General features: G+C 38.2%; 18 protein-coding genes and 1 pseudogene. 11 read left to right on the top strand and 8 right to left on the bottom strand.

All coding sequences use genetic code 11. The features are described from left to right. Positions 1-14 precede the first annotated feature (14 nt). The 5 genes and pseudogenes from ACYIAR_RS08480 to ACYIAR_RS08460 all read left to right on the top strand — a co-directional run bounded on the left by ACYIAR_RS08480 (position 15) and on the right by ACYIAR_RS08460 (position 3531). Positions 15-686 (top strand): phosphatidylserine decarboxylase family protein, encoded by a 672-nt coding sequence (locus tag ACYIAR_RS08480; protein WP_480333470.1) that lies wholly within the window; start codon positions 15-17, stop codon positions 684-686. 16 nt (positions 687-702) lie between these two features. Further along, positions 703-1404 (top strand): CDP-diacylglycerol--serine O-phosphatidyltransferase, encoded by a 702-nt coding sequence (gene pssA, locus ACYIAR_RS08475; RefSeq protein ID WP_480333468.1) that lies wholly within the window; start codon positions 703-705, stop codon positions 1402-1404. Positions 1405-1453: 49 nt separating this feature from the next. Then, entirely contained in the window at positions 1454-1762 is a 309-nt protein-coding gene (locus ACYIAR_RS08470) for a DUF4834 family protein (RefSeq protein WP_480333466.1), read from the top strand. 5 nt (positions 1763-1767) lie between these two features. After that, a pseudogene (locus tag ACYIAR_RS08465) lies at positions 1768-2787 on the top strand (endonuclease/exonuclease/phosphatase family protein); the annotation flags it as partial. Continuing rightward, entirely contained in the window at positions 2773-3531 is a 759-nt protein-coding gene (locus ACYIAR_RS08460) for a glycoside hydrolase family 16 protein (protein ID WP_480333591.1), read from the top strand. The pseudogene ACYIAR_RS08465 and the gene ACYIAR_RS08460, both read left to right, overlap by 15 nt. Positions 3532-3567: 36 nt before the next feature. Here the strand turns inward: ACYIAR_RS08460 and ACYIAR_RS08455 are convergent, their stop codons facing one another. Further along, entirely contained in the window at positions 3568-4011 is a 444-nt protein-coding gene (locus tag ACYIAR_RS08455) for a nucleoside deaminase (protein ID WP_480333464.1), read from the bottom strand. After that, positions 4008-4235 (bottom strand): hypothetical protein, encoded by a 228-nt coding sequence (locus tag ACYIAR_RS08450; protein ID WP_480333462.1) that lies wholly within the window; start codon positions 4233-4235, stop codon positions 4008-4010. Before ACYIAR_RS08450 ends, ACYIAR_RS08455 begins: the two co-directional genes overlap by 4 nt. 139 nt (positions 4236-4374) lie before the next feature. On the opposite strand from ACYIAR_RS08450, the gene ACYIAR_RS08445 reads away from it, so the two are divergent. Together ACYIAR_RS08445 and ACYIAR_RS08440 are read left to right on the top strand one after the other, a co-directional pair. Further along, positions 4375-4746 (top strand): YraN family protein, encoded by a 372-nt coding sequence (locus ACYIAR_RS08445; RefSeq protein ID WP_480333460.1) that lies wholly within the window; start codon positions 4375-4377, stop codon positions 4744-4746. Between the two features lie 35 nt (positions 4747-4781). Next, positions 4782-5534, top strand: coding sequence for a biotin--[acetyl-CoA-carboxylase] ligase (locus tag ACYIAR_RS08440; protein ID WP_480333458.1), 753 nt, complete (start codon positions 4782-4784; stop codon positions 5532-5534). A gap of 159 nt (positions 5535-5693) precedes the next feature. Here the strand turns inward: ACYIAR_RS08440 and ACYIAR_RS08435 are convergent, their stop codons facing one another. Beyond that, positions 5694-7667 (bottom strand): glycoside hydrolase family 97 protein, encoded by a 1974-nt coding sequence (locus tag ACYIAR_RS08435; RefSeq protein WP_480333456.1) that lies wholly within the window; start codon positions 7665-7667, stop codon positions 5694-5696. A 499-nt stretch (positions 7668-8166) separates the two neighbouring features. After that, the gene (locus tag ACYIAR_RS08430) at positions 8167-8871 is read right to left on the bottom strand and encodes a M48 family metallopeptidase (RefSeq protein ID WP_480333454.1); all 705 of its coding nucleotides are present in this window, start codon (positions 8869-8871) and stop codon (positions 8167-8169) included. A gap of 224 nt (positions 8872-9095) precedes the next feature. On the opposite strand from ACYIAR_RS08430, the gene gpmI reads away from it, so the two are divergent. From gpmI to ACYIAR_RS08410, 4 genes are all read left to right on the top strand, one after another. Then, positions 9096-10610, top strand: coding sequence for a 2,3-bisphosphoglycerate-independent phosphoglycerate mutase (gpmI, locus tag ACYIAR_RS08425; protein ID WP_480333452.1), 1515 nt, complete (start codon positions 9096-9098; stop codon positions 10608-10610). A gap of 121 nt (positions 10611-10731) precedes the next feature. Further along, a complete protein-coding gene (locus ACYIAR_RS08420; RefSeq protein WP_480333450.1) occupies positions 10732-11313 on the top strand; it encodes a DUF3109 family protein in 582 nt (193 codons plus the stop codon). A 590-nt stretch (positions 11314-11903) separates the two neighbouring features. Continuing rightward, entirely contained in the window at positions 11904-15161 is a 3258-nt protein-coding gene (locus ACYIAR_RS08415; protein WP_480333448.1) for a SusC/RagA family TonB-linked outer membrane protein, read from the top strand. 24 nt (positions 15162-15185) lie between these two features. After that, on the top strand, positions 15186-16661 hold the full coding sequence (locus ACYIAR_RS08410) for a SusD/RagB family nutrient-binding outer membrane lipoprotein (RefSeq protein ID WP_480333446.1): 1476 nt from the start codon (positions 15186-15188) through the stop codon (positions 16659-16661). Between the two features lie 115 nt (positions 16662-16776). Here ACYIAR_RS08410 and ACYIAR_RS08405 read toward each other — a convergent pair whose 3' ends face one another. The 4 genes from ACYIAR_RS08405 to ACYIAR_RS08390 form a co-directional block, all read right to left on the bottom strand. Then, complete coding sequence (locus ACYIAR_RS08405) at positions 16777-17970, bottom strand: pyridoxal phosphate-dependent aminotransferase (protein WP_480333444.1); 1194 nt, start codon at positions 17968-17970, stop codon at positions 16777-16779. A 154-nt stretch (positions 17971-18124) separates the two neighbouring features. Next, positions 18125-19339, bottom strand: a complete 1215-nt coding sequence (locus tag ACYIAR_RS08400) for a bifunctional 3,4-dihydroxy-2-butanone-4-phosphate synthase/GTP cyclohydrolase II (RefSeq protein WP_480333442.1) — start codon at positions 19337-19339, stop codon at positions 18125-18127. A gap of 76 nt (positions 19340-19415) precedes the next feature. Continuing rightward, a complete protein-coding gene (locus ACYIAR_RS08395; protein ID WP_480333440.1) occupies positions 19416-21353 on the bottom strand; it encodes an LptF/LptG family permease in 1938 nt (645 codons plus the stop codon). 146 nt (positions 21354-21499) lie between these two features. Then, positions 21500-21886, bottom strand: a complete 387-nt coding sequence (locus ACYIAR_RS08390) for an START-like domain-containing protein (RefSeq protein WP_480333438.1) — start codon at positions 21884-21886, stop codon at positions 21500-21502. Positions 21887-21947 lie beyond the last annotated feature (61 nt).

Genomic DNA, 21947 nt, shown 5'->3' with positions numbered 1-21947 from the left:
ATAAAAAAGAACACATGAAAGTACATAAGGAAGGAACCGGTTTACTGTTATCTTTGTTTACAATAATTTTTATTGTTAACGTAACGCTGTATCATACAGTAGGTAAGGGTGGATTGTTCTATTTTGTGTCCTTTTTTACTTCTGTGTTTTTTCTTTTGGTGCTTAATTTCTTCCGTAGTCCTTTCCGCAGATTCCCGTATGATTCAGAAGGTTTGGTTATTGCACCAGCCGACGGAACTATAGTGGCAATAGAGGAAGTTATGGAAAATGAAATACTTCACAGGCCGTGTTTGCAGATTTCCATTTTTATGTCTGTATTCAATGTCCATGCCAACTGGTTTCCGGTGAATGGAACAGTGAAACATGTATCACATAATAACGGTAGATTCATGGCTGCTTATCTTCCTAAAAGTAGTACGGAAAATGAACGTTCGGCTGTTGTAATAACAACACGCAACGGAGTTGAAGTTATGGCACGCCAGATTGCCGGAGCGATGGCTCGTAGAATTGTTACATATGCCAAACCTGGAGAAAAGTGCCATGTTGATGAACAGATGGGATTTATTAAGTTTGGTTCCAGAGTTGATGTTTATCTGCCGGTAGGAACAGAAGTCCTTGTTGAAATGGACCAGAAAGTGACCGGAAACCAAACCCCGATAGCTCGTTTGGGAAAATGTAATGCTTAAGAATGTTTGATATATCATGAATATCAGAAAATATATACCTAACACTATAACCTGTCTGAATTTAGTATCAGGATGTATAGCCAGTGTAATGGCTTTTGAAGGAAATTTATTGTTTGCCTTATTGTGGATTGTTGCGGCAGCAGTCTTTGATTTCTTTGACGGTCTTGCAGCTCGTGCATTGAAGGCATATTCTCCTATGGGTAAGGAGTTGGATTCGCTGGCAGATGTGGTAAGTTTTGGTGTAGCTCCTGGTATGATTTTGTTTACTTCATTGCGAATTTGGGCATCGTCTTCTTCTGCAGGATGTTTGTCTGAATATATTCCTTATATTGCCTTTGTGGTTCCTGCATTTTCTGGATTGAGATTAGCTAAGTTTAATATTGATGAACGACAGACAACTTCATTTATCGGGTTGCCTGTTCCGGCACATGCATTGCTATGGTCTTCAGCAGCATATTCGTTACAGGAATGGTTGTTGAGCGGACAGACTTGGGTTGCAGTTGTCATGATTGCTGCTTTTTGTGCAACTTCATATCTATTGGTTTCGGAAGTTCCTATGTTCTCCCTTAAGATTAAATCTCTTTCGTGGAAGGGTAATGAGTTGCGCTATATTTTGATAATAGCATCAGCTTTATTGATAATATCTTTTGGATTTATCGGTATATCCGGAGCTATTTTGCTTTATATATTGTTATCAGTTATAGGCGGGAAGAAATAAATACATCTTCAGCCTGAAACAAATGTATTTTAATAAAGGGTTTTGAATTATGTTTAAGTTTTTGTTTTTCATATTTTTCTTTTTTATTCTTCTTGTCTTGTTGATGGGATTTTCCGTTATCCGTACTATTAAGAGAGTGCTTTTCGGTAGTGGAAATTCAAAGCAGACATATCACAAACAGCAAAGAAATACTTCTTCTAATCGTTCTGCAAACGGACGTCCTTCAGGTCAAGGCAGACGTTCATCTTCTGATTATGCTGAAACTGAAGAATATGACGAAACTAATCTTTACAAGCGTCACAAAAAAGTGTTTGGTAAGGACGAAGGTGAATATGTTGATTATGAGGAAATAAAATAGTCTTAATGAAAAATACACTTTTATTTTTATTCTTTTATTTTATTGTTAGCCTTGGTTATTCTAATGCTCAGACTGAACTAAAAGTTTTGCAATGGAATATCTGGCAGGAAGGAACAGTCGTTCCCGGAGGATATGATGCGATTGTTGAGGAGATTTCTCGTTTGAATCCGGATTTCGTGACTTTTAGCGAGGTCCGAAATTATGATGGTACACGTTTCTGTGACAGAATTGTGCAATCTCTTCGTCAAAAGGGAAAGACCTATTATTCATTTTTGAGTTATGATTCAGGATTACTAAGCAAATACCCGATAAAAGATTCTACAACTGTTTATCCTCTGAAAGATGACCATGGCAGCATATATCGTATGTTGGTTTCTGTTGGAGGACAGAATATTGCCGTTTATACCGCACATTTGGACTATTTGAGTGATGCATATTATAATGTAAGAGGTTATGACGGTTCTACTTGGAAAGAGATTCCAAAACCGGAAACCATACATGAAGTGTTGACTGTTAATGATGCCTCTTTCCGTGACGATGCTATTCGTGAGTTTGTCCGCTTTTCCAGGAAAGATATTGATGAAGGAAATATTGTTATCTTAGGAGGAGATTTCAATGAACCATCTCATTTGGATTGGACACGTGAGACAAAGGATTTATATGACCATAACGGAATGATAATTCCATGGACAGTACCTTTGATATTGGATAATAGTGGTTTTATTGATGCCTATCGTGCATTTTATCCTAATGTTCTTGATTATCCTGGTTTTACATTCCCTTCAGATAATGAGAAAGTTCCTGTAAATAAACTGACTTGGGCGCCTAAGTCGGATGAACGGGATCGTATAGATTATATTTTCTATTATCCTCATCGCCGTCTGGAACTGAAAGATGCTGTTATATTTGGTCCTAAAGGAAGTATAATGAAGAGCCAACGTGTGAAGGAAATATCCAAAGATCCATTTATAGAACCTCTTGGAACATGGCCGACGGATCATAAAGGCGTTTTGGTTACATTCAGACTTAAAGATCAGAAATCTTTCGACAAGAGACAGGAACAATACAAGCTAGTTTGGGAAGATAACTTTGACGGAAATAAGTTTCAGGAAAAATATTGGAGTAAGATTCCTCGCGGAGGATCAGACTGGTGCCGTCATATGTCAGATGAAGAAAGTCTTTATGAAGTAAAAGACGGTAATCTGATTCTAAGAGGAAAGGTTAACGATGGCATTGCTCCTAATGATACAGCTCCTTATATTACTGGAGGTCTATATACTAAGGATAAGATGACAATCCGATATGGAAAAGTTGAAGTCCGGGCAAAACTTCAGGGAGCGAAAGGTGCTTGGCCGGCAATATGGATGCTTGCTAACGATGAGAAATGGCCTGATGGTGGAGAGATAGACTTAATGGAACGCCTTAATCACGACACTATTGCTTATCAGACAGTCCATTCATATTATACTCATGTCCTAAATGAAAAGACTAATCCTAAGCAGGGAGGAATAGCACCGATTGACCCTGACGGATATAATACATATGCAGTGGAAATTTTACCGGATAAACTGATATTGTCGATTAATGGTATAGAAACAATTACTTATCCTAAAATAGAAACTGATAAGAAAGGGCAATTTCCGTTTGGCATACCTTCATATTTATTGATAGACATGCAGATTGAAGGAAGTTGGGTAGGAAAGGCAGACCCTAAAGATTATCCTATAGAAATGCAGGTTGATTGGGTAAGATTCTATGAATACAAATAAAAAGATAACGACCGGTTGGTGAAATATAGCCGGTCGTTATCTTTTTTTCTTGAAAAAAGCTTTCATCTCGGCAGCGCACTCTTCTTCCATAACGCCGCTTTTTACTGTCGCTTTCGGATGGAATGCTTTTGGCGCATATAAGCTATATCCGCGTTTTTCGTCGGATGCGCCATAAACAATATTGCTGATTTGAGACCAGCCAATTGCGCCAGCGCACATTATGCATGGCTCAACAGTTACATACAGAGTGCATCCCGTCAGATATTTTGCTCCGAGAACATTTGCTGCGGCAGTAATAGCAAGCATTTCGGCATGAGCAGTGACGTCATTCAAACGCTCTGTCTGATTGTGAGCTCTTGCTATTATCTGGTTGTTACATACAATAACAGCTCCCACAGGCACTTCTCCTTCTTCGGCTGCTGCCTTAGCCTCAATCAAGGCTTGTTTCATGAAATAATTGTCATCAAAAGGATTAATCATCTTCGCATTTCATTTTCGTTGAACAATGTTGGATAGTCCTTCTCAAGAGTTTTCAGAATGTGAGACAGAATAGTTTCTCTGTACCATCTTGATTTGTTTGCAATCTTATATTTGTGCAAATAGCGGTCCACCATTTTCTGCTCTTCTTCGTTAAGCATAAATGTGACCTTATATACCCTTGGATGATTTGGCTGTGCCGTAGAATATTTGCGCTCTGTTTTCATAAGTGCAAATGTACGAATATATTAATGTAGAAGAGAAACATAATTGTAGTAAAATTTATAATAATATCACTAAAAGATGAAATGATTCTTATCTTTGCGTGAATCAAGATGATATTAGTCGGAAAATATATTTATAAATATGGCTAAAGCATACGAAACAGGAAAAGAAGGTGAATATGAAGCCCGTTTATATCTGGAGAAAAATGGTTATAATATTCTGCATATGAACTGGCGCTATCACCATTTCGAATTGGATATAGTGGCTGAGAAGGATGGAATGATTATAGTCGTTGAAGTAAAAACCCGTTCTTCTGATTATCTGGTTTCACCGGAAGATTCTGTTGATAACCGGAAAATTCGCCGTATTGTGAGTGCTGCCGATTCATACGTCAGATATTTCAATCTGGCAATGCCTGTCCGTTTTGATATTATTTCGTTAGTGAAAAATAAAGACGGCAGTTATGTTGTTGAGGAACATTTTGAAGATGCTTTTTTCGCACCAATAAAATGATATTTCTAAATTACCTAAGAAAATAAGAGCTTTATATGAATAACAATGAAGAAAATACACCTCGTATAATACATTTGAAGGAAACAAACTCTACAAATGCATATTTGAGAAATTTGCTTCAAACCGAACGCTTGCCTGAAGGCAGTGTTGTGTATGTTGATTTCCAGACTGCCGGACGCGGACAGCTTGGAAATGTTTGGGAATCGGAAGAAGGAAAGAACATAACTTTCAGTGTAGTGATTTATCCAGATGTTATTCCGGCAAATATGCAGTTCGTAATTTCAGAGATTGCGGCATTGAGTGTTAAGGAAACATTGGATTGCTATACAGACGGATGTACTGTAAAATGGCCTAATGATGTTTATTGGCACGACAAGAAAATATGCGGAATGTTAATCGAGAATGATTTGTCTGGTAAATTCATTTACCAGTCTATTCTCGGTATTGGGATAAACATAAACCAGCAGATTTTCCGTGGCGATGCTCCTAATCCTATATCTCTTTCACTGGTTACTGGAAAAGAATACGACAGAGATGAAGTGCTTTCTAAATTCCTTGAAATATTCTATGATAAATATCTGACAGTGTTGAAAGGTGATTTGGATGTAATACACAAAACCTATAAAGCTGCTTTGTATCGTGGCGAAGGCTTTTATCCATATAAAGATGAAAACGGAACATTCAATGCCTGTATTCACGAAATTGAACCATCCGGACATATGTTACTACGCCTGGAAAATGGAGAAATACGCCGTTATGCATTCAAGGAAGTTTCAGTTGTATTATAATAAATAAAGACAGCGATCCTCTTTCCGCCGATAGAGAATCGCTGCCCAACAAGTTAGGAATTGATTTTGGTCATACAAATGTATATACATTATATTACAGATGTGTAACACTTGTATTACGGTATTATTACGTGAGTGACTCAACTTCTTCCCTGAAACTTATTTTTTAATCATCTTCATAGCAAAACCACCACCTGAAGCAAGATGTATTTTAACCTTTGAATTCTTGTCAATCTGGATAGTTTCAACAGCGAAGTCTTCGGCATTCTTTGATGCGTTTATACCATCTTTAAATAATGTAGCAGTATATTTTTCACCTTCACCAAGGAAAGAGAAGTCAAGTTCAATATCTCTTTCGTCCCAGTTAGTCAAGCCGCCGATATACCAGTTGTTGTCTTTCTGGCGTGCAGAAACAATATATTCGCCTAATTTACCTTTCAGAATCTTAGTATCATCAACTTCCACTGGAATAGAAGCAATGAAGTTCAGACATTCCGGTTCTTCACGATAATTGCTCGGAGCGTCGCAAAGCATTGTGAACGGAGAATCGTGTACGATATAAGTAGCCAGCTGATGGCAGCGTGTTCCCATACTAGCCGGAGTATAATACATTGCCTTGAAATCTCTCTTAGTAGCATTGCGCATAGCACCAGGAGTATAGTCAACATATCCGCACATCATTCTGATAAATGGGAAAGTAACATCATAAAGCGGCATATTCTTTTCAAGTTTAGTCCACTTCACTTCTTCCATACCGAATACGCTCTCATAGTTGATTACGTTCGGATAAGTTCTGTTCAATCCTGTTGGTTTGTAGATACCATGGTAATCCAGCATAAGTTTGTATTTTGCCGCAACTTCAGCAATACGGTAAATCATTTCAACTCCAGTCTGGTCATCACGGTCAAGGAAGTCCACCTTGAAACCTTTTATTCCCATTTCCGAATATTTCTTGCAAGCTTCCTCAAGCTGGTCGTCAAGGACGTTGAACACAGTCCACAGTACGATATCCACACCTTTACTTTTCCCATAAGCGACAAGTTCAGGAAGGTCAATTTCCGGAACAGTTGTCAACATATCACCTTTTTTAGGATTATACCAACCTTCGTCCATAACAATATATTCAAGTTTGTTTTCGGCAGCGAAGTCGATATAATGTTTGTATGTTGTCATATTGATACCGGATTCGAAATCAACACCTTTCAAATTCCAGTCGTTCCACCATTCCCAAGCCACTTTGCCCGGTTTAACCCACGAATAATCACCGATTCTGTTTGGAGAAGCCAAAGCATATACCAGATTGTTTACCGGCATTTCTCTGTCATCTTCAGTTATAGCTAATATTCTCCAAGGATAATCACGAGTTCCTTCGGTACGTGCAATATAATCTTCGGTATCAGTAACCATCATCTGGCAACGGGTTGGATGAATCTTTGTTGCTTTCGGATATTTTGCAAATGTACCTTTAAGTGTTGTGTTGTTTTGTGGAACAACAAACATGCCTGGATAAGCCTCCAAATCAGATTCCATCAACGTAACTTTTACGCTTCCACAATCAACAGTTGCTGGAAGGAAAGCCCACTGCTTACGTGCTTTTGAAAGTTTTTCAACAGAATAGATATTCTGGAAAGCCATAGCTTCAGGCTTCTTTTCATTTGTTGTATAAGGCAGATAAGAAGTATAATCGCCGGCAAAATTGAATTCCGCAGTTTCGTCTTTGATTATAAGTTCATCTTTTTCTGAAGTTTTCAGGCGATAAGCAACACCGTCGTCATATGCTCTGAATTCAACACTCCATTTACTCTTGAATTTTAGTTCCATCACGTTTGCAGTTTCCTGGAACGAAGGGAAGCGATAGAAAGGAGAAACAACTTCCCGGTCGATTTTGCTTTCTTTCTTTGATGCTTTTTCTGCAGAAAATACATCTTCATTTCCGGTAAGGCCTATTTTGCTGTCTTTCATAATCAGCTCGTCCTTGTGGAAAATAGAATAAGAGAGTTCTTTTTCTCCGGTTGTGATTTCTACCTTGATGTCTTTGTCGGGCGATAACAATGTGTATATCTTTGAGGCTGCCCAAGCCGGTAAGTTGCAGCACAATAGAAGAAGTGCGCATACTTTTGCTGAGTTTTTCATATATATTATTTTTAAGTTGCTTTTCTGCGGTAAAGATATGGAAATATTTTAAATATTGGTAATACTTTTTGAAACTTGAACAGTTAATGAGATAGTAAACTTTGGCTATGAGTTATAAATGTTAAAATCAGTACTTTATAGCGTATGAATATTGTCGGATTATAGGTCTGGACCTATGGTGAAATACGTCTATATATATTCTGAATTACTTCCGTATTTATTGGGGAATGCTTCCGTATATATTTGGAAGTGCTTCCGTATATATTTTTTGTCTCAATTTTTGATATTTTCTCAGTTATATTTATTATCCGTCTCTATATACAGGAAGTTTTCGAAGAGAAGTTTCACAACTCTGTTATATATTTAGTAAACAGTAGAATATGGTGATTTATGTGTGATTTGTGAATTTTGTATTTGGAATATCCCTTGTTTTGAAAAAGAGCTGCCTATGTTTCCGAAAAAACGTCGGCATCTTTTTTCAAAAACATTACGATGTTTTTTACCATGAGTTAATCGAAATTCCTTTCATCTCCGCTCTCAAAGCCTTTGCCTTATTGTCTGTCACATTATCCATCAGTGCCCAAAATCTGTCACTGTGATTCATTTCTATAGTATGGCAAAGTTCGTGCAGGATTACGTAGTCGATAAGATGCCAGGGCAATCTCATAAGAAAAAGTGAGAGATTGATGTTTTTGCTTGTCGAACAACTTCCCCAGCGGGATTTGCTGCTGTTGATTTTTATCTGTTTGAACGAAAAACCGAACTTACGTGCCAAAGCTAATGCCCGTTGTGGAAGTAGTCGCTTCGCTTCGTGGCGCATGGCAGATATAAACATATTGTTCAGTATTTCCTGAATTTCACTTCTGTTGAAATCAGTGAAATTAGGACATGCGATGTTTAGAATTCCGTTTTTAAGAGACATATAAAAGTTTTCTCTTTCGCACCGGTATATATTTACCTGAAAAGAGGCAGTTTTGATAACAGAGTTTTCGTTTATGACAGAATGTTTGGGCTGACTGTCCAGAATAGATTTGATTTTTCCTTTGTTTTTCAAGATGATGGAAATCATATATTCCAGACTCCCGTATTCCGGCATAACCGCATAAATCTCACCGTTTTTGATTTTTACGGAGTAACTTTTTGCTCTCGGATTGAGCCTTATGATAACCCGTCCCAGTTCTTTGTCGTCAAAATAATTTTCCATAATTGGGGCAAAGATAGTTAATGTGTTAAAGGTGACAAGCCTTCAGATACGACTTGACAAAATAATCTCCCTTGTCAACTTGTTAACTCGTCAACTTGTCTACTGATTAAATCATTATTCATTCGTTTGATTAATATAATGATAATTTGTATCTTTGCATGGTTAAAATAGGTATTCGTAAAAGATAATCAAAGCGTTATTTTTAAATTAAATAATATAGAGATATGGCTAAAAAAGCACTATTAATGATTTTGGATGGTTGGGGCTTTGGTGACAAAGGCAAAGATGATGTTATTTTCAACACTCCAACTCCGTATTGGGATTCTTTGTTGGCAAATTATCCTTACTCACAGTTGCAGGCAAGTGGTGAGAATGTAGGTTTGCCAGACGGTCAGATGGGTAACTCTGAAGTTGGTCACTTGAATATTGGTGCCGGCCGAATTGTTTATCAGGACTTGGTTAAGATTAACCGTGCTTGTGCCGACAACAGCATTATGCAGAATAAAGAAATAGTTTCTGCTTTCTCATATGCAAAAGAAAATGGAAAGAATATCCACTTTATGGGTCTTACTTCAAACGGTGGTGTTCACTCTTCATTGGATCACTTGTTCAAATTGTGCGATATCGCAAAAGAATATGGTTTGGAAAACACTTTCATCCACTGTTTCATGGATGGTCGTGACACAGACCCTAAGAGCGGTAAAGGTTTTATCGAAGAACTTTCTGCTCACTGCGAAAAATCAGCTGGTAAAATTGCTTCAATCATCGGTCGTTTCTATGCAATGGACCGCGACAAACGTTGGGAACGTGTAAAAGAAGCATATGATTTGTTGGTTAACGGTGTAGGTAAAAAAGCAACTTGCATGGTTCAGGCAATGCAGGAATCTTATGACGAAGGTGTAACTGACGAGTTCATCAAACCTATCGTTAATGCTAACGTTGACGGTACAATCAAGGAAGGTGATGTAGTTATCTTCTTCAACTACCGTAACGACCGTGCTAAAGAATTGACAATCGTTCTTACTCAGCAGGATATGCCTGAAAACGGAATGAAGACTATCCCAGGTTTGCAGTATTACTGCATGACTCCGTATGATGCTTCATTCAAAGGTGTTCACATCTTGTTCGACAAGGAAAATGTTCAGAATACTTTGGGCGAATATCTTGCTAATAATGGCAAGACTCAGTTGCACATTGCTGAAACTGAAAAATATGCTCACGTTACATTCTTCTTCAACGGTGGTCGTGAAACTCCGTATGAAAACGAAGAACGTATCCTTGTTCCTTCTCCAAAAGTCGCAACATACGACTTGAAGCCAGAAATGAGTGCATACGAAGTTAAAGACAAATTAGTTGAAGCTATCAACACTCAGAAATATGACTTCATCGTTGTTAACTACGCTAACGGTGATATGGTTGGTCACACTGGTATCTATGAAGCAATCGAAAAGGCTGTTGTTGCTATCGACAATTGCGTGAAAGATACAGTTGAAGCTGCTAAAGCAAATGATTATGAAGTAATCATCATTGCTGACCACGGTAATGCTGACCATGCATTGAACGAAGACGGCACTCCAAACACAGCTCACTCTTTGAATCCTGTTCCTTTTGTTTATGTAACAGAAAACAAAGCTGCTAAAGTTGAGAACGGTGTTCTTGCTGACGTTGCTCCTTCTATCCTTCACATCTTGGGTATGGAACAGCCGGCTGAGATGACAGGAAAGTGCTTGATTAAATAATTAAGGGAGTTTCCATATAATATAAAAAACACAGAGACACCGAGACACTGAGATTAAATTCATAAAACTCCGTGTCTTTGTGTCTCTGTGTTTTATTATTCATTAATTTGTTGTAGTAACAATGATACAGATTGACGACACATTAGTAAGCCTCGATGTAATCGAGCGTTTTTTCCTTTGCGATTTGGCACACTGTAAGGGCGAATGCTGTGTTGAAGGAGATTCCGGAGCACCGCTCGAAATGTCGGAAATAGCAGAACTGGAAAAGGTTTTGCCTGAAGTATGGAACGATCTTTCTCCGAAAGCTCAGGCCATAATAAAGAAACAAGGCGTAGCTTATAAGGATGAGGATGGTGATATGGTGACATCAATTGTCGATGGAAAGGATTGCGTGTTCACTTGTTACGATTCTGACGGAACATGTAAATGTGCGATAGAAAAAGCATATCGTGAAGGACGTGTCAATTTCTACAAACCTGTTTCGTGTCATCTATATCCTATAAGAATAACCAAATATGATACATTTGAGGCTGTTAATGTTCATAGATGGAATGTATGTAAAGCTGCTGAGGTTCTTGGGTTACGTGAACGAGTTCGTGTTTATAAATTCCTTAAGGAACCGTTGATTCGCCGTTTTGGAAAAGAGTGGTATGATGCTCTTGAAGAATGTGCAGAAGAGTGGCTTAAGCAGAAGGAAAAATAAAAACTGTTTTTGATTATAAAATAAGTTTGTTGAATATAAATTAACCTGAACCGAATATGATGTGATTTAAAACTCTTACAATATTATTGTATATTTTGGAGTTTTGAATCACATCATTTTTTTGTTTCAATTTGCCAATTAAAAAGTAATTATAGTTTTAACTGTTGAAAATTAGTATATTCCTTGATTCAGAGTGAATATTTATGCATTTTAAAGACTAAAAATATACACTTTTTCTTTCCGTTGAAAAAATATTTTAATTCCATTTTCTGTCTTTTTGCTATTTAATATAATGCTTATCTTAAATATGTGTGTATAATACAGTAATAGAATGTCGCTAAACTGTTAATATATCGTATTAAAGTGTAAGATATGATTTAATATGTCATTTATCTTGTAAATGTTAAAAATACATTTAAATATTGGAATAAATAAATTATTTATAATTTTACCGCAGATTAAATTTCAATTTTCAACTATATAATACTTTAGGCTAAAGAATAATAAGAGCCGATGATTGGCTTTTTGATGTATTGTTGTAAATAGATGTAAATACTTGTGATGTTTTTTAAACTAAAAAATGAGTAAAAATGAGGAAAAGTAATTTTATTTCATTGGTCTCATGTTCCCTATTAATTGGAACAATGGCTGTGACAGCTCAGACGAAAACGATAACAGGAACAGTCGTTTCATCAGAAGATAATATGCCTGTTATAGGTGCATCTGTTGTTGTTAAAGGAACTACAGTTGGAACAGTAACAAATTTGGATGGAAACTTTACTCTTGATGTTCCAGACAATGCAAAGACTATTGAAATATCTTATGTGGGTATGCAAAGTCAGGTGTTGACTATAAAACCACATATGGAGATTAAGTTAGTTACAGATTCTCAGAATCTGGATGAAGTTGTTGTTACGGCAATGGGTTTGACTCGTGAAAAGAAGTCATTGGCATATGCAGTTCAGGAAGTTGGTTCTGAGGATTTGACAAAGGCGGGACAGTTGAATGTCACTAGTGCCTTGTCAGGAAAAGTTGCCGGAGTCCAGATTAACCAGTTTGGTGGTAGCGTAGGTGCTTCTTCACGTATATCTATTCGTGGTAACTCATCTTTGCAGAGTGATCAGCAGCCGTTGATTGTTGTTGACGGTGTGCCAATTTCAAATGATACACAGCGTACAGGTGATAATACATATAATGGTGTTGACTACGGTTCTGGTCTGAATGATATCAACCCTGAAGATATTGAATCAATGACAGTGTTGAAAGGTGGTTCTGCTGCTTTGTATGGTATGCGTGCCGGTAACGGTGTTATTTTGATTACTACTAAATCAGGTAAAAAAGGTAGTGGTGTAAAAGTATCTTATGATGGAAACATCACAATAGACCGTGTAGCTAATTTGCCAAAATTACAGAACTCTTACGGACAGGGAAACAACGGTGATGAATATCACTGGAAACTTAATGCTCCTGATTTGACTTATCAGGAATATGCTGAACAGTATGGCTTCAACTGGGTGGATGGTTCTAATGGTGTCAATGACTTCTATGATGAATCATGGGGTCCGCGTTTGGATGCCGGATTAAATTTGGTTCAGTATGACAGTAATGGCGAAAAAGCTCCATGGATTTCACGACCTAACAATGTGAAAGATTTCTTCCAGACAGGTGTTTCCCAGAATCATACAATTTCTGTGGCTGCAAACTCTGAGAAAGCAAGCACTCGTGCTTCTCTTTCTTATCGTGGTCAGACTGGTACAGTTCCTAACACGGATCAGAAACGTTATTCTGCATCTTTGAATACATCAATCAAGCTGAATAAATATTTTACATATGATTTGAGCACAAGTTATACTCGTACGCAGAGTGACAACTTGGTTGGACAGGGTTATGGCGGCAACAACCCGATTAACTCTTTGTTCGCATGGTCCGGACGTCAGATTAACATGCAGACATTGAAGGAAAACTGGGATCAGAAAGATGCTGCAGGAAATTATACATATTATAACTGGAACACCAATTATCATATGAACCCGTATTTCACGGTTTATGAGAATACAAACAGTTATCAGCGTGACCGTGTATTCGGTAAGACTTCTTTATTCTATCAGCCATTTGATTTCTTGAAAATTGAAGGTCGTGCCGGATTGGATTATTATAACTCAACTGCTTTTGAACGTCATTATATCGACCGTTCAGATTATCCGGAAGGTGGTTTCTTGCAGACAAATGACAAGAATACTGAATTGAACTTGGATTTGATAGCCAGCTTCAATAAAACATTCGGCGATTTTAATATTACAGCTATGGCTGGAGGTAACTATCGTGATGTTTCTTGGGAAAATACTGAATTTGGTGCGGCTTCATTGACAGTTCTTGGTGTTTATACTATTGCAAACAAGAAAGGTGATGCTGTGACAAGTATGGATCATAGTCATATACGTTCAAATTCTGTATATGCAAATGCTTCTGTTGGTTGGAAGAATCAGTTGTATTTGGATTTGAGTGCCCGTAATGACTGGAGTTCAACTATTCATGATGCATTCTTCTATCCTTCTGCAAGTTTGAGCTGGATTGCAACAGAATCTCTGCCTTGGCTTAAAGGTGACGGTTCAGCTCTTTCTTTCTTGAAACTGCGTGGTGGTTGGGCTGAAATCGGTAATGCTACTACTGCATATCGCAACCGTGCATATTATTATCTGAATACAGACGGTTCATTCAACGGTGTAGCTCAGATTTATAAGAGCATGACTTATCCAAATGAAAATCTCCGTCCAGAAAGTATCAAGACATGGGAAATTGGTGCTGAATTCGGTTTCTTGCATGACCGTTTGCGTTTGGATTTGGCTTACTACCATAAGACTACAACAGACCAGATTTTGAATGTAACAGTTCCTTATTCAACAGGATATTCTGCAATGCTTATCAATGCCGGTGAGATACAGAATAAAGGTGTTGAAATCCAGTTGAGTGGTGATATCTTGCAGAGTAAGAAAGGTTTGAACTGGACAAGTACATTTAATTTCTCAAAAGACAACAGTAAAGTCATCGAGTTGTATCCTGAAATGGATTTGACTACATATCAAATAGGTTGGACTTGGGGCGTTGCAACACAAGCTATTGAAGGAGAAAAATGGGGAACTTTGGTTGGTACTGGCTTTAACAGAATCTCACAGGCTGATGTTGATGCTGGAACAGCTACTGCAGACCAGATTGGTTCTATCAAGGTTAATTCAAACGGTTTGGCTCAGACTGCAAGTGCTGTGAAGTTTGGAAATGTAACCCCTGATTTCCTTTTGAACTGGCGAAATGATTTCTCAATCCAGAATTTAAGTTTTGGTTTCTTGCTGGATATGCGTATTGGTGGTGATATTTGGTCACAGACAATGAACCATAGTTACACTGCTGGTACTTCTGTTGTTACTGCAGAAAATGGTATTCGTGAACGTGAAATTGTTGCCGGTGTGGACGTAATGCAGGATGAAAAGTTCGTAATGCAGGATGCAAACGGTAATTGGGTTACAAATACTATAAAGACAGATGCTTATAGCTGGTTCAAGAATGATGTTTCTGAATATTATATGTTCGATGGTTCATTCTTGAAATTACGTGAAGCTTATATATCATATACATTCCCGAAAGCATGGATGGCTAAGACACGCTATATCAGCAATGCAACAGTGTCACTTATTGGTAATAACCTTGCTTTGCTTTGGGTTCATAAGTCAAATAAGATGAGACTCGACCCTGAAACAGGTGGTGTTTCCAGTGATAGCCGTGGTGTAGGTTTCGAGCAGGCTGCTGTTCCTTCATCTCGTAGCTTCGGTTTGAAAGTAAATCTTACATTTTAATTAATCGTTAAACAGGAATTGAATATGAAAAATATATTAAAACTCACGACACTAGCTTCCTTGGCCACTACTTTGATGTTGGGCAGTTGTACCAATAATTTCGAAGATATAAACAGTGATCCTGATGCTTTGGAAACAGGTTCATCTACAAATATGTTAGGATATGTTCTGAGAGCGACAGCTTCAGTTCAGGGCGGTTTTGATGCGACAGAAGCTTGGGCTGGATATATTTCCAAAATACAGTATATGGACAATTATTCTTATTTGCCAACAAATAATACATATGGTAACAAATTCTCTAATTGTTACAGAATGAATGTTCAGTTAGATGATATATTGGCAATGACAGAAGAAAATGCTGATGATTTCAAAAATATCCGTTGGGCTGCACGTATATTTAAGGAATATCTTTGGCTTTTGAATACTGATCAATTTGGTGATATGCCATATACAGAAGCAAATAAAGTTGAAGATGGTGTGATGAAAGCCAAATATGATTCGCAGGAAACTATTTATCCGGCAATACTTGAGAACCTTAAAGCTATTGCAGATGAAATGATTGCCGGAGAAGGAACTGATAAGATTGGTGATGGTGATTTCCTATTTGGTGGAGATGTTCAGTTATGGCGTAAATTCTGTAATTCACTTCGATTGCGTGCAGCAATGCGAATAGTTAATGTGGCTCCAGATTTGTCAAAGAGCACGATAGAGGAAATTTGTCAGAACCAGAGCAATTACCCTGTTTTGGAATCAAGTGATGAGAATGCGTATTTCTATTGGCAAGGTTCTGACCCATATTTCGAACCATATTATGATGATTTCAGAACTCGTGATGATTATGGAATGAGTAATATTTTCGTAAATCATTTACAGTCAACAAACGATCCTCGAATTTCTGCAATTATGCAGCCGGCAACAACTGACGGTGAATATCGAGGATATGAAAATGGTGCTTTGGCTGCTCCTTCTAATATTCAGACTATTTCTCGTATGGGTGCTATTTATCGTGAAGATCCAAGTGGCTTTACACCAATATTGAAATCTTGTGAGAATTACTTCATCATGGCTGAAGCTGCATTGTTGGGTTGGAATGTTGGTATGTCAGCACAAGATGCTTATGAAAAGGCTGTAAGAATATCAATGACAGACAATGGTGTTGCAGATTCTGAAGCAGACAAATATCTTGCAGCAAGCGGTAAGTGGGATGGCACATTCGAACGTATTTATATGGAAGAATGGGTTGCATTGTTCAAGGAAAACTGTGAAGCGTGGTCTTTGTATAGAAGAACTGGTTATCCTAAGGAAATTCAGACTTCTGGAGAATATCCTGGTAAGTTCTGTATCTTTGGCACAGCTCACAACGATGTTCCTTTCCGTATGCCTTATCCTAACAATGAATATTTATATAACGAAGAAAATATTAATGTTGCGGTTGAAGGCATTGTTGATAACACTTGGGGTAAACAAATGTGGTGGGATACACGTACGGGAGTATATTGATCCTGCACTTATTTATTAAACATATATTATAGAAAAGCAAAAGGTCATCCGGCGGGATGACCTTTTTTTGTTGACTTGTTTCTGAAGCCTTGTCAACTTGTCTCTTATTACTCTTTTATTTCAACAAAGCCAATGCTTCTTTGATTCTGCGCATAGCTTCGATGATATTTTCATCAGAAGTTGCATAGCTCATTCTGATACATTCAGGAGCGCCGAATGCACCACCGCCAACGCAAGCCACGTGGCCAACTTCCAACAGATACATAGCCAAGTCAGCAGCAGATTCAATCTTACGATCGCCATTTGATTTGCCGAAATATGAGCTACATTTAGGGAACAGATAGAATGCGCCCTGAGGAACATTAACCTCGAAGCCTGGAATTTCCTTGGCAAGCTTCACGATAAGGTCGCGACGGCGTTCGAATGCTTTACGCATTTCTTCAACAGGTTCCTGTGTTCCAGTATATGCAGCTTCAGCAGCTTTCTGTGAAACTGAGCAAGGACCAGAAGTATATTGACCCTGAAGTTTGTTTACACCTTTAACAATCCATTCCGGACCGGCAATGAAACCGATTCTCCATCCAGTCATTGCATAAGCTTTTGAAACGCCGTTTACGATAACAACACGGTCGCGGATTTCCTCAAACTGAGCAATACTTTCGTGTTTGCCGATATAGTTGATATGTTCATAAATTTCGTCTGCGATAACATAAACCTGCGGATGTTTTGCAAGTACGTTAGCCAAGCCTTCCAATTCTTCTTTGCTGTAAACAGAACCAGTTGGGTTTGATGGAGAACAAAGAATCAGAAGTTTAGTTTTTGGAGTAATTGCAGCTTCAAGCTGTGCTGGAGTGATTTTGAAATCCTGTTCGATACCTGCGGTTACAATAACCGGAGTTCCGTCTGCCATTTTAACCATTTCAGGATAACTTACCCAATATGGAGCAGGGATAATAACTTCGTCTCCACAGTCAACCAACGCCATGATAGTGTTACAAACTGACTGTTTTGCACCGTTAGCACAAGAAATCTGGGCTGCTGTAAATTCCAGACCATTTTCGTTTTTCAGTTTGTTTACGATAGCGTTACGCAATTCTGGATATCCTGCAACTGGAGAATATCTTGAATAGTTATCATCTACAGCTTTCTTAGCAGCTTCTTTGATATGATCCGGTGTATTGAAGTCTGGTTCGCCAACACTCATGTTGATAATATCAATACCTTGAGCTTTCAATTCACCACTTTTTTGTGACATTGCCAATGTTTCAGACGGTGACAATCTGTTTAATCTTTCAGATAATTTCGCCATTGTTCTAAGAATTTTTAAGGTTATTATTTTTAAGTTCCGCAAGTGGAGATTTATATAAGTTGACGGGGTTTCAGATACAAGTTAACAAGGTTTTTGCTGCCTTGTTAACTTGTTTCCTCGTCATCTTTGCAAATCGTGCTAGCGAGACTTACTTTTATTTCAAATTATGAAGTGTATGTCCCATTCTGTCCTTCTTAGTTCTCAGATAAAATTCATTGAACTTGTTAGGTGTAACTTCAATAGGAACATTTTCTGCAACAGACAATCCGTAAGCTTCCAAACCTACACGTTTCACAGGATTGTTTGTCAACAGACGCATTTTGGTAATGCCAAGATGCTGCAGGATTTGTGCGCCAACTCCATAGTCGCGCTCGTCTGCCTGGTGACCAAGACAAATATTTGCCTCGATTGTATCCATGCCTTTTTCCTGAAGTTTGTAAGCTTTCATCTTTTCCATAAGTCCTATGCCACGTCCTTCCTGGTTCAGATAAATCACAGCACCACGACCTTCCTTTTCGATAAGTCTTAATGCTTCATGAAGCTGCTCACCACAGTCGCAACGCATAGAACCAAAAATATCACCTGTAGCACATGAAGAGTGAACTCTCACCAACACAGGTTCATCACCTTTCACGTCGCCTTTAATGATTGCAATATGTTCCAGTCCGTTACTCTTCTGACGGAAAGGAATCAGACGGAAGTGACCGTATTCAGTCGGCATATCTACTTCTTCACCCTGCTCAACGATAGATTCCTGTTTCAGACGATAAGCAATCAAATCTGCGATAGAAATAAGTTTCAATCCATATTTATCAGCCATTTCTCTCAATTCAGGAAGTCTTGCCATAGTTCCGTCATCGCTCATTATTTCCATAAGAGCAGCAGCCGGATACAGACCTGCAAGGCGAGCCATATCAATTGAAGCTTCAGTATGTCCTGCACGTTTCAACACACCTTTGTCCTGTGCGTAAAGAGGGTTGATATGTCCCGGACGTCCGAAAGTCTCAGGCTTAGAATTCGGATCAGCCAAAGCAAGGATAGTCGCGGCACGGTCGGCAGCAGAAACACCGGTTGAACATCCTTCAAGCTTGTCGATAGTCACAGTAAACGGTGTTCCAAGCATAGAAGTGTTGTCGCTCACCTGATGAGGCAAATCCAATTCCTCACAACGGGACATTGTGATAGGAGCACAGAGCAAACCACGTGCATGCTTAAGCATGAAGTTGATTTTCTCCGGAGTAACTTTCTCAGCAGCGATAATCAGGTCGCCTTCATTTTCGCGATCTTCGTCGTCAACTACTATGACGAACTTACCTTCGCGGAAATCTTCAATTGCTTCTTCGATCGAATCTAATTTAATTTTGCTCATATTATTTCTGTTTTTTGAGTTTCTTGTTTACAACTTGTTTGTTAGCTCAAAACCATAAAGCTTAGCTTTCAAAACTTTAATTGAGAATTCCTATCATCTCATCACTAGTCTTCTTTATCATCTTGATATCATTAAGCAATAACTTTCTCTGATATACAGCAAGAAGATATACTGGAATACCAATAGGTAAGATAATAGCTATTATTATACCCATTTTACCTTTAAGACGTAGATTAATACTGTTGTAACCTCCGATAATAGGATAATCCATCAGCTTGTTCAGAACAAGATTCTGGTCGGAGTTCGAAAGCTCTTCAACCAGATATTCCATTTCGTTGGCAAGCATTTCCGCTTCGGTGTCTTTTCCTCCGCTTTTCCAGAAATGAATATAGTTTATCCATCTCTTGTGGTTATTTATATATTTCTGGCAGTCTGAGGAAAGCTGCTGGATTCTTGGCTTAAGACTTTCATAATCCGGTGTATAAATAATAACTTCCTTTTTCTCGATTTTTCTTCCCTGGCGTTTGCCTACAATATTCTTTAATGCATTGATATATGTATCAGCATTCAGGATAACCGAATCTTTAGCCGCCTTATAAGTAAGGAAAATACCTAGCGGAGTAAGAACTGCCGAACTCAGCCACATTCCTTGCCAAGCTTCCCACACTCCGTCTCTTGCCATTTTTATACCTATATTATCAACGATATAATAGAATATGAACAGGATAACGGACAATACAACCGGCATACCCAAACCTCCTTTTCGGATAATAGCACCAAGCGGTGCGCCGATAAAGAAGAAAACCAGGCAGGCAAAAGACAAGGTGAATTTCTTGTGCCATTCCGACAAGTGTTTACGCACCTTGTATGCTTCGTCACCTACAGTAGCAGCTTTGAAGAAATTATCTGTTCTTATGTTTTCTGCCCTGTTTCTTGCCCTTTTCAATATGTTTACTTTTTCGCTTGGTCTGCTTTCGTTATACAGACTGTCGAAATTTAATACAATATTTCCAGAACTTACTTTATAGTCTTCGAATATTTCTTTCTTTCCATTCTCCCCGTCATCAACCTCTTTTTTTGCAGTCTCAGGAGCCTTACTGTATGACTGCTTGTATGACAGCTTATAAATATGTGTAGCCTGCTCATTCTTTATACTGTCCAGTTTTACAGTCATTGAGTCTATCGAAGTCTGTAAATCATGCAAATTCTTTCCCATATACTGGTTTTGCATAAGAGATTCGTCCGTACGGTTGAAGTTGGCGTCAAATTCAATAAGGATATCTTTCGTCTTGAATGTCTCACGCCTGTATGGAACAGCCTTTTGCACCGAGCTAGTTTTGCTTTGGCTCTTCAGATTCTCAAAAGACTCACCGTTGAAAAGAGAAAGAACAAGAAACATTTTGTCTGCCGAAGTCTTCAGACGACCTGAATCTGCAACAATTACTCTCGCATTGTTGAAACCCTGAGAATAGTCGTATATCATCATATCCTTGAGCAGACCGGTTTCCGGCACTTTTTCCTTTACATACACATTGAATCCCGTAATTTCCTTATAGAAAATACCTTCCGGAATTTCCAGCTCCGGAGATTTTTGTCGCATCGAAAACAACAGAGTATATAGCTTGACTTGTACAACCGGCATCACATAGTTCTGGAAAAAGAAAGCACCCACGCTCACAAAAGCCAAAGTAATAATCAGCGGGCGCATAATGTGTATAAGCGATATGCCTGCTGATTTCATCGCAAGCAGCTCAAGCCTTTCACCCAGATTCCCGAAAGTCATAAGTGAAGCCAGAAGAATAGCAAGAGGCAAAGCCATCGGGACGAGAAACAATGCTGCATAGAAAAACATTTCGGCCAATACAAGGATGCCAAAACCTTTTCCCACCATATCATCAATGTATCTCCACAGAAACTGCATCAATACGATGAACAAACATATCCCGAATGTCATCATAAACAAAGGCAGGAATGTTTGCAGCATGAATGTATAAAGTCGTTTAATTCTCAACATCTCAAATTAAGAAGCTTATGTTATGATGTACGGGAAATATAAATGACTGATGATGTCTCGAAAAACATATGTGAGCATTTTTTACCCGTAAAATAGTTGCTATAAGTTTAGCAGACAAAAATACGGCAAAAAACGCGAATAATCTTTCAAATTCCCAATTTTCTTTTCAAAGTGGCAATTTGTGAATCCCATAAATCAATATAATCTTCTTTTTCGGATGGAAGAGCGAAATCAGTAATCTCAAGGGTAGTGATACCTGTAAGTTCTGTTTGATATATTGTGAATTCGAAGTAGGATTTGGAATCTTTATCGTTATCCCATTGGAATTTTATGTTTTGTTCCGGGTTCATTTCAATGACCGAGGCCATTTGTTCTTCTTTTTTCCATGAGAAGGAATATCTGTTGTTAGGCGATATAGTAACTTTTTCGGCAAACCACGACGAAAGTCCGTTTACGGTCGTTAAAAGATTCCAGAGGCAATGTCTCGAAACTCTGTTCATTGTGTATTCAATATGAAACTCCTCTTTTTTCATAAGAACTATAAATTCAAAAGTTAACAGAACGTATTTGTTTTCATAATATTATTGCTTGCAA

This window comes from Parabacteroides sp. KHUB-01, assembly GCF_056640935.1.
Note: the sequence above shows the minus strand (reverse complement) of the source record. Positions and strands in the feature narration are given on the sequence as shown.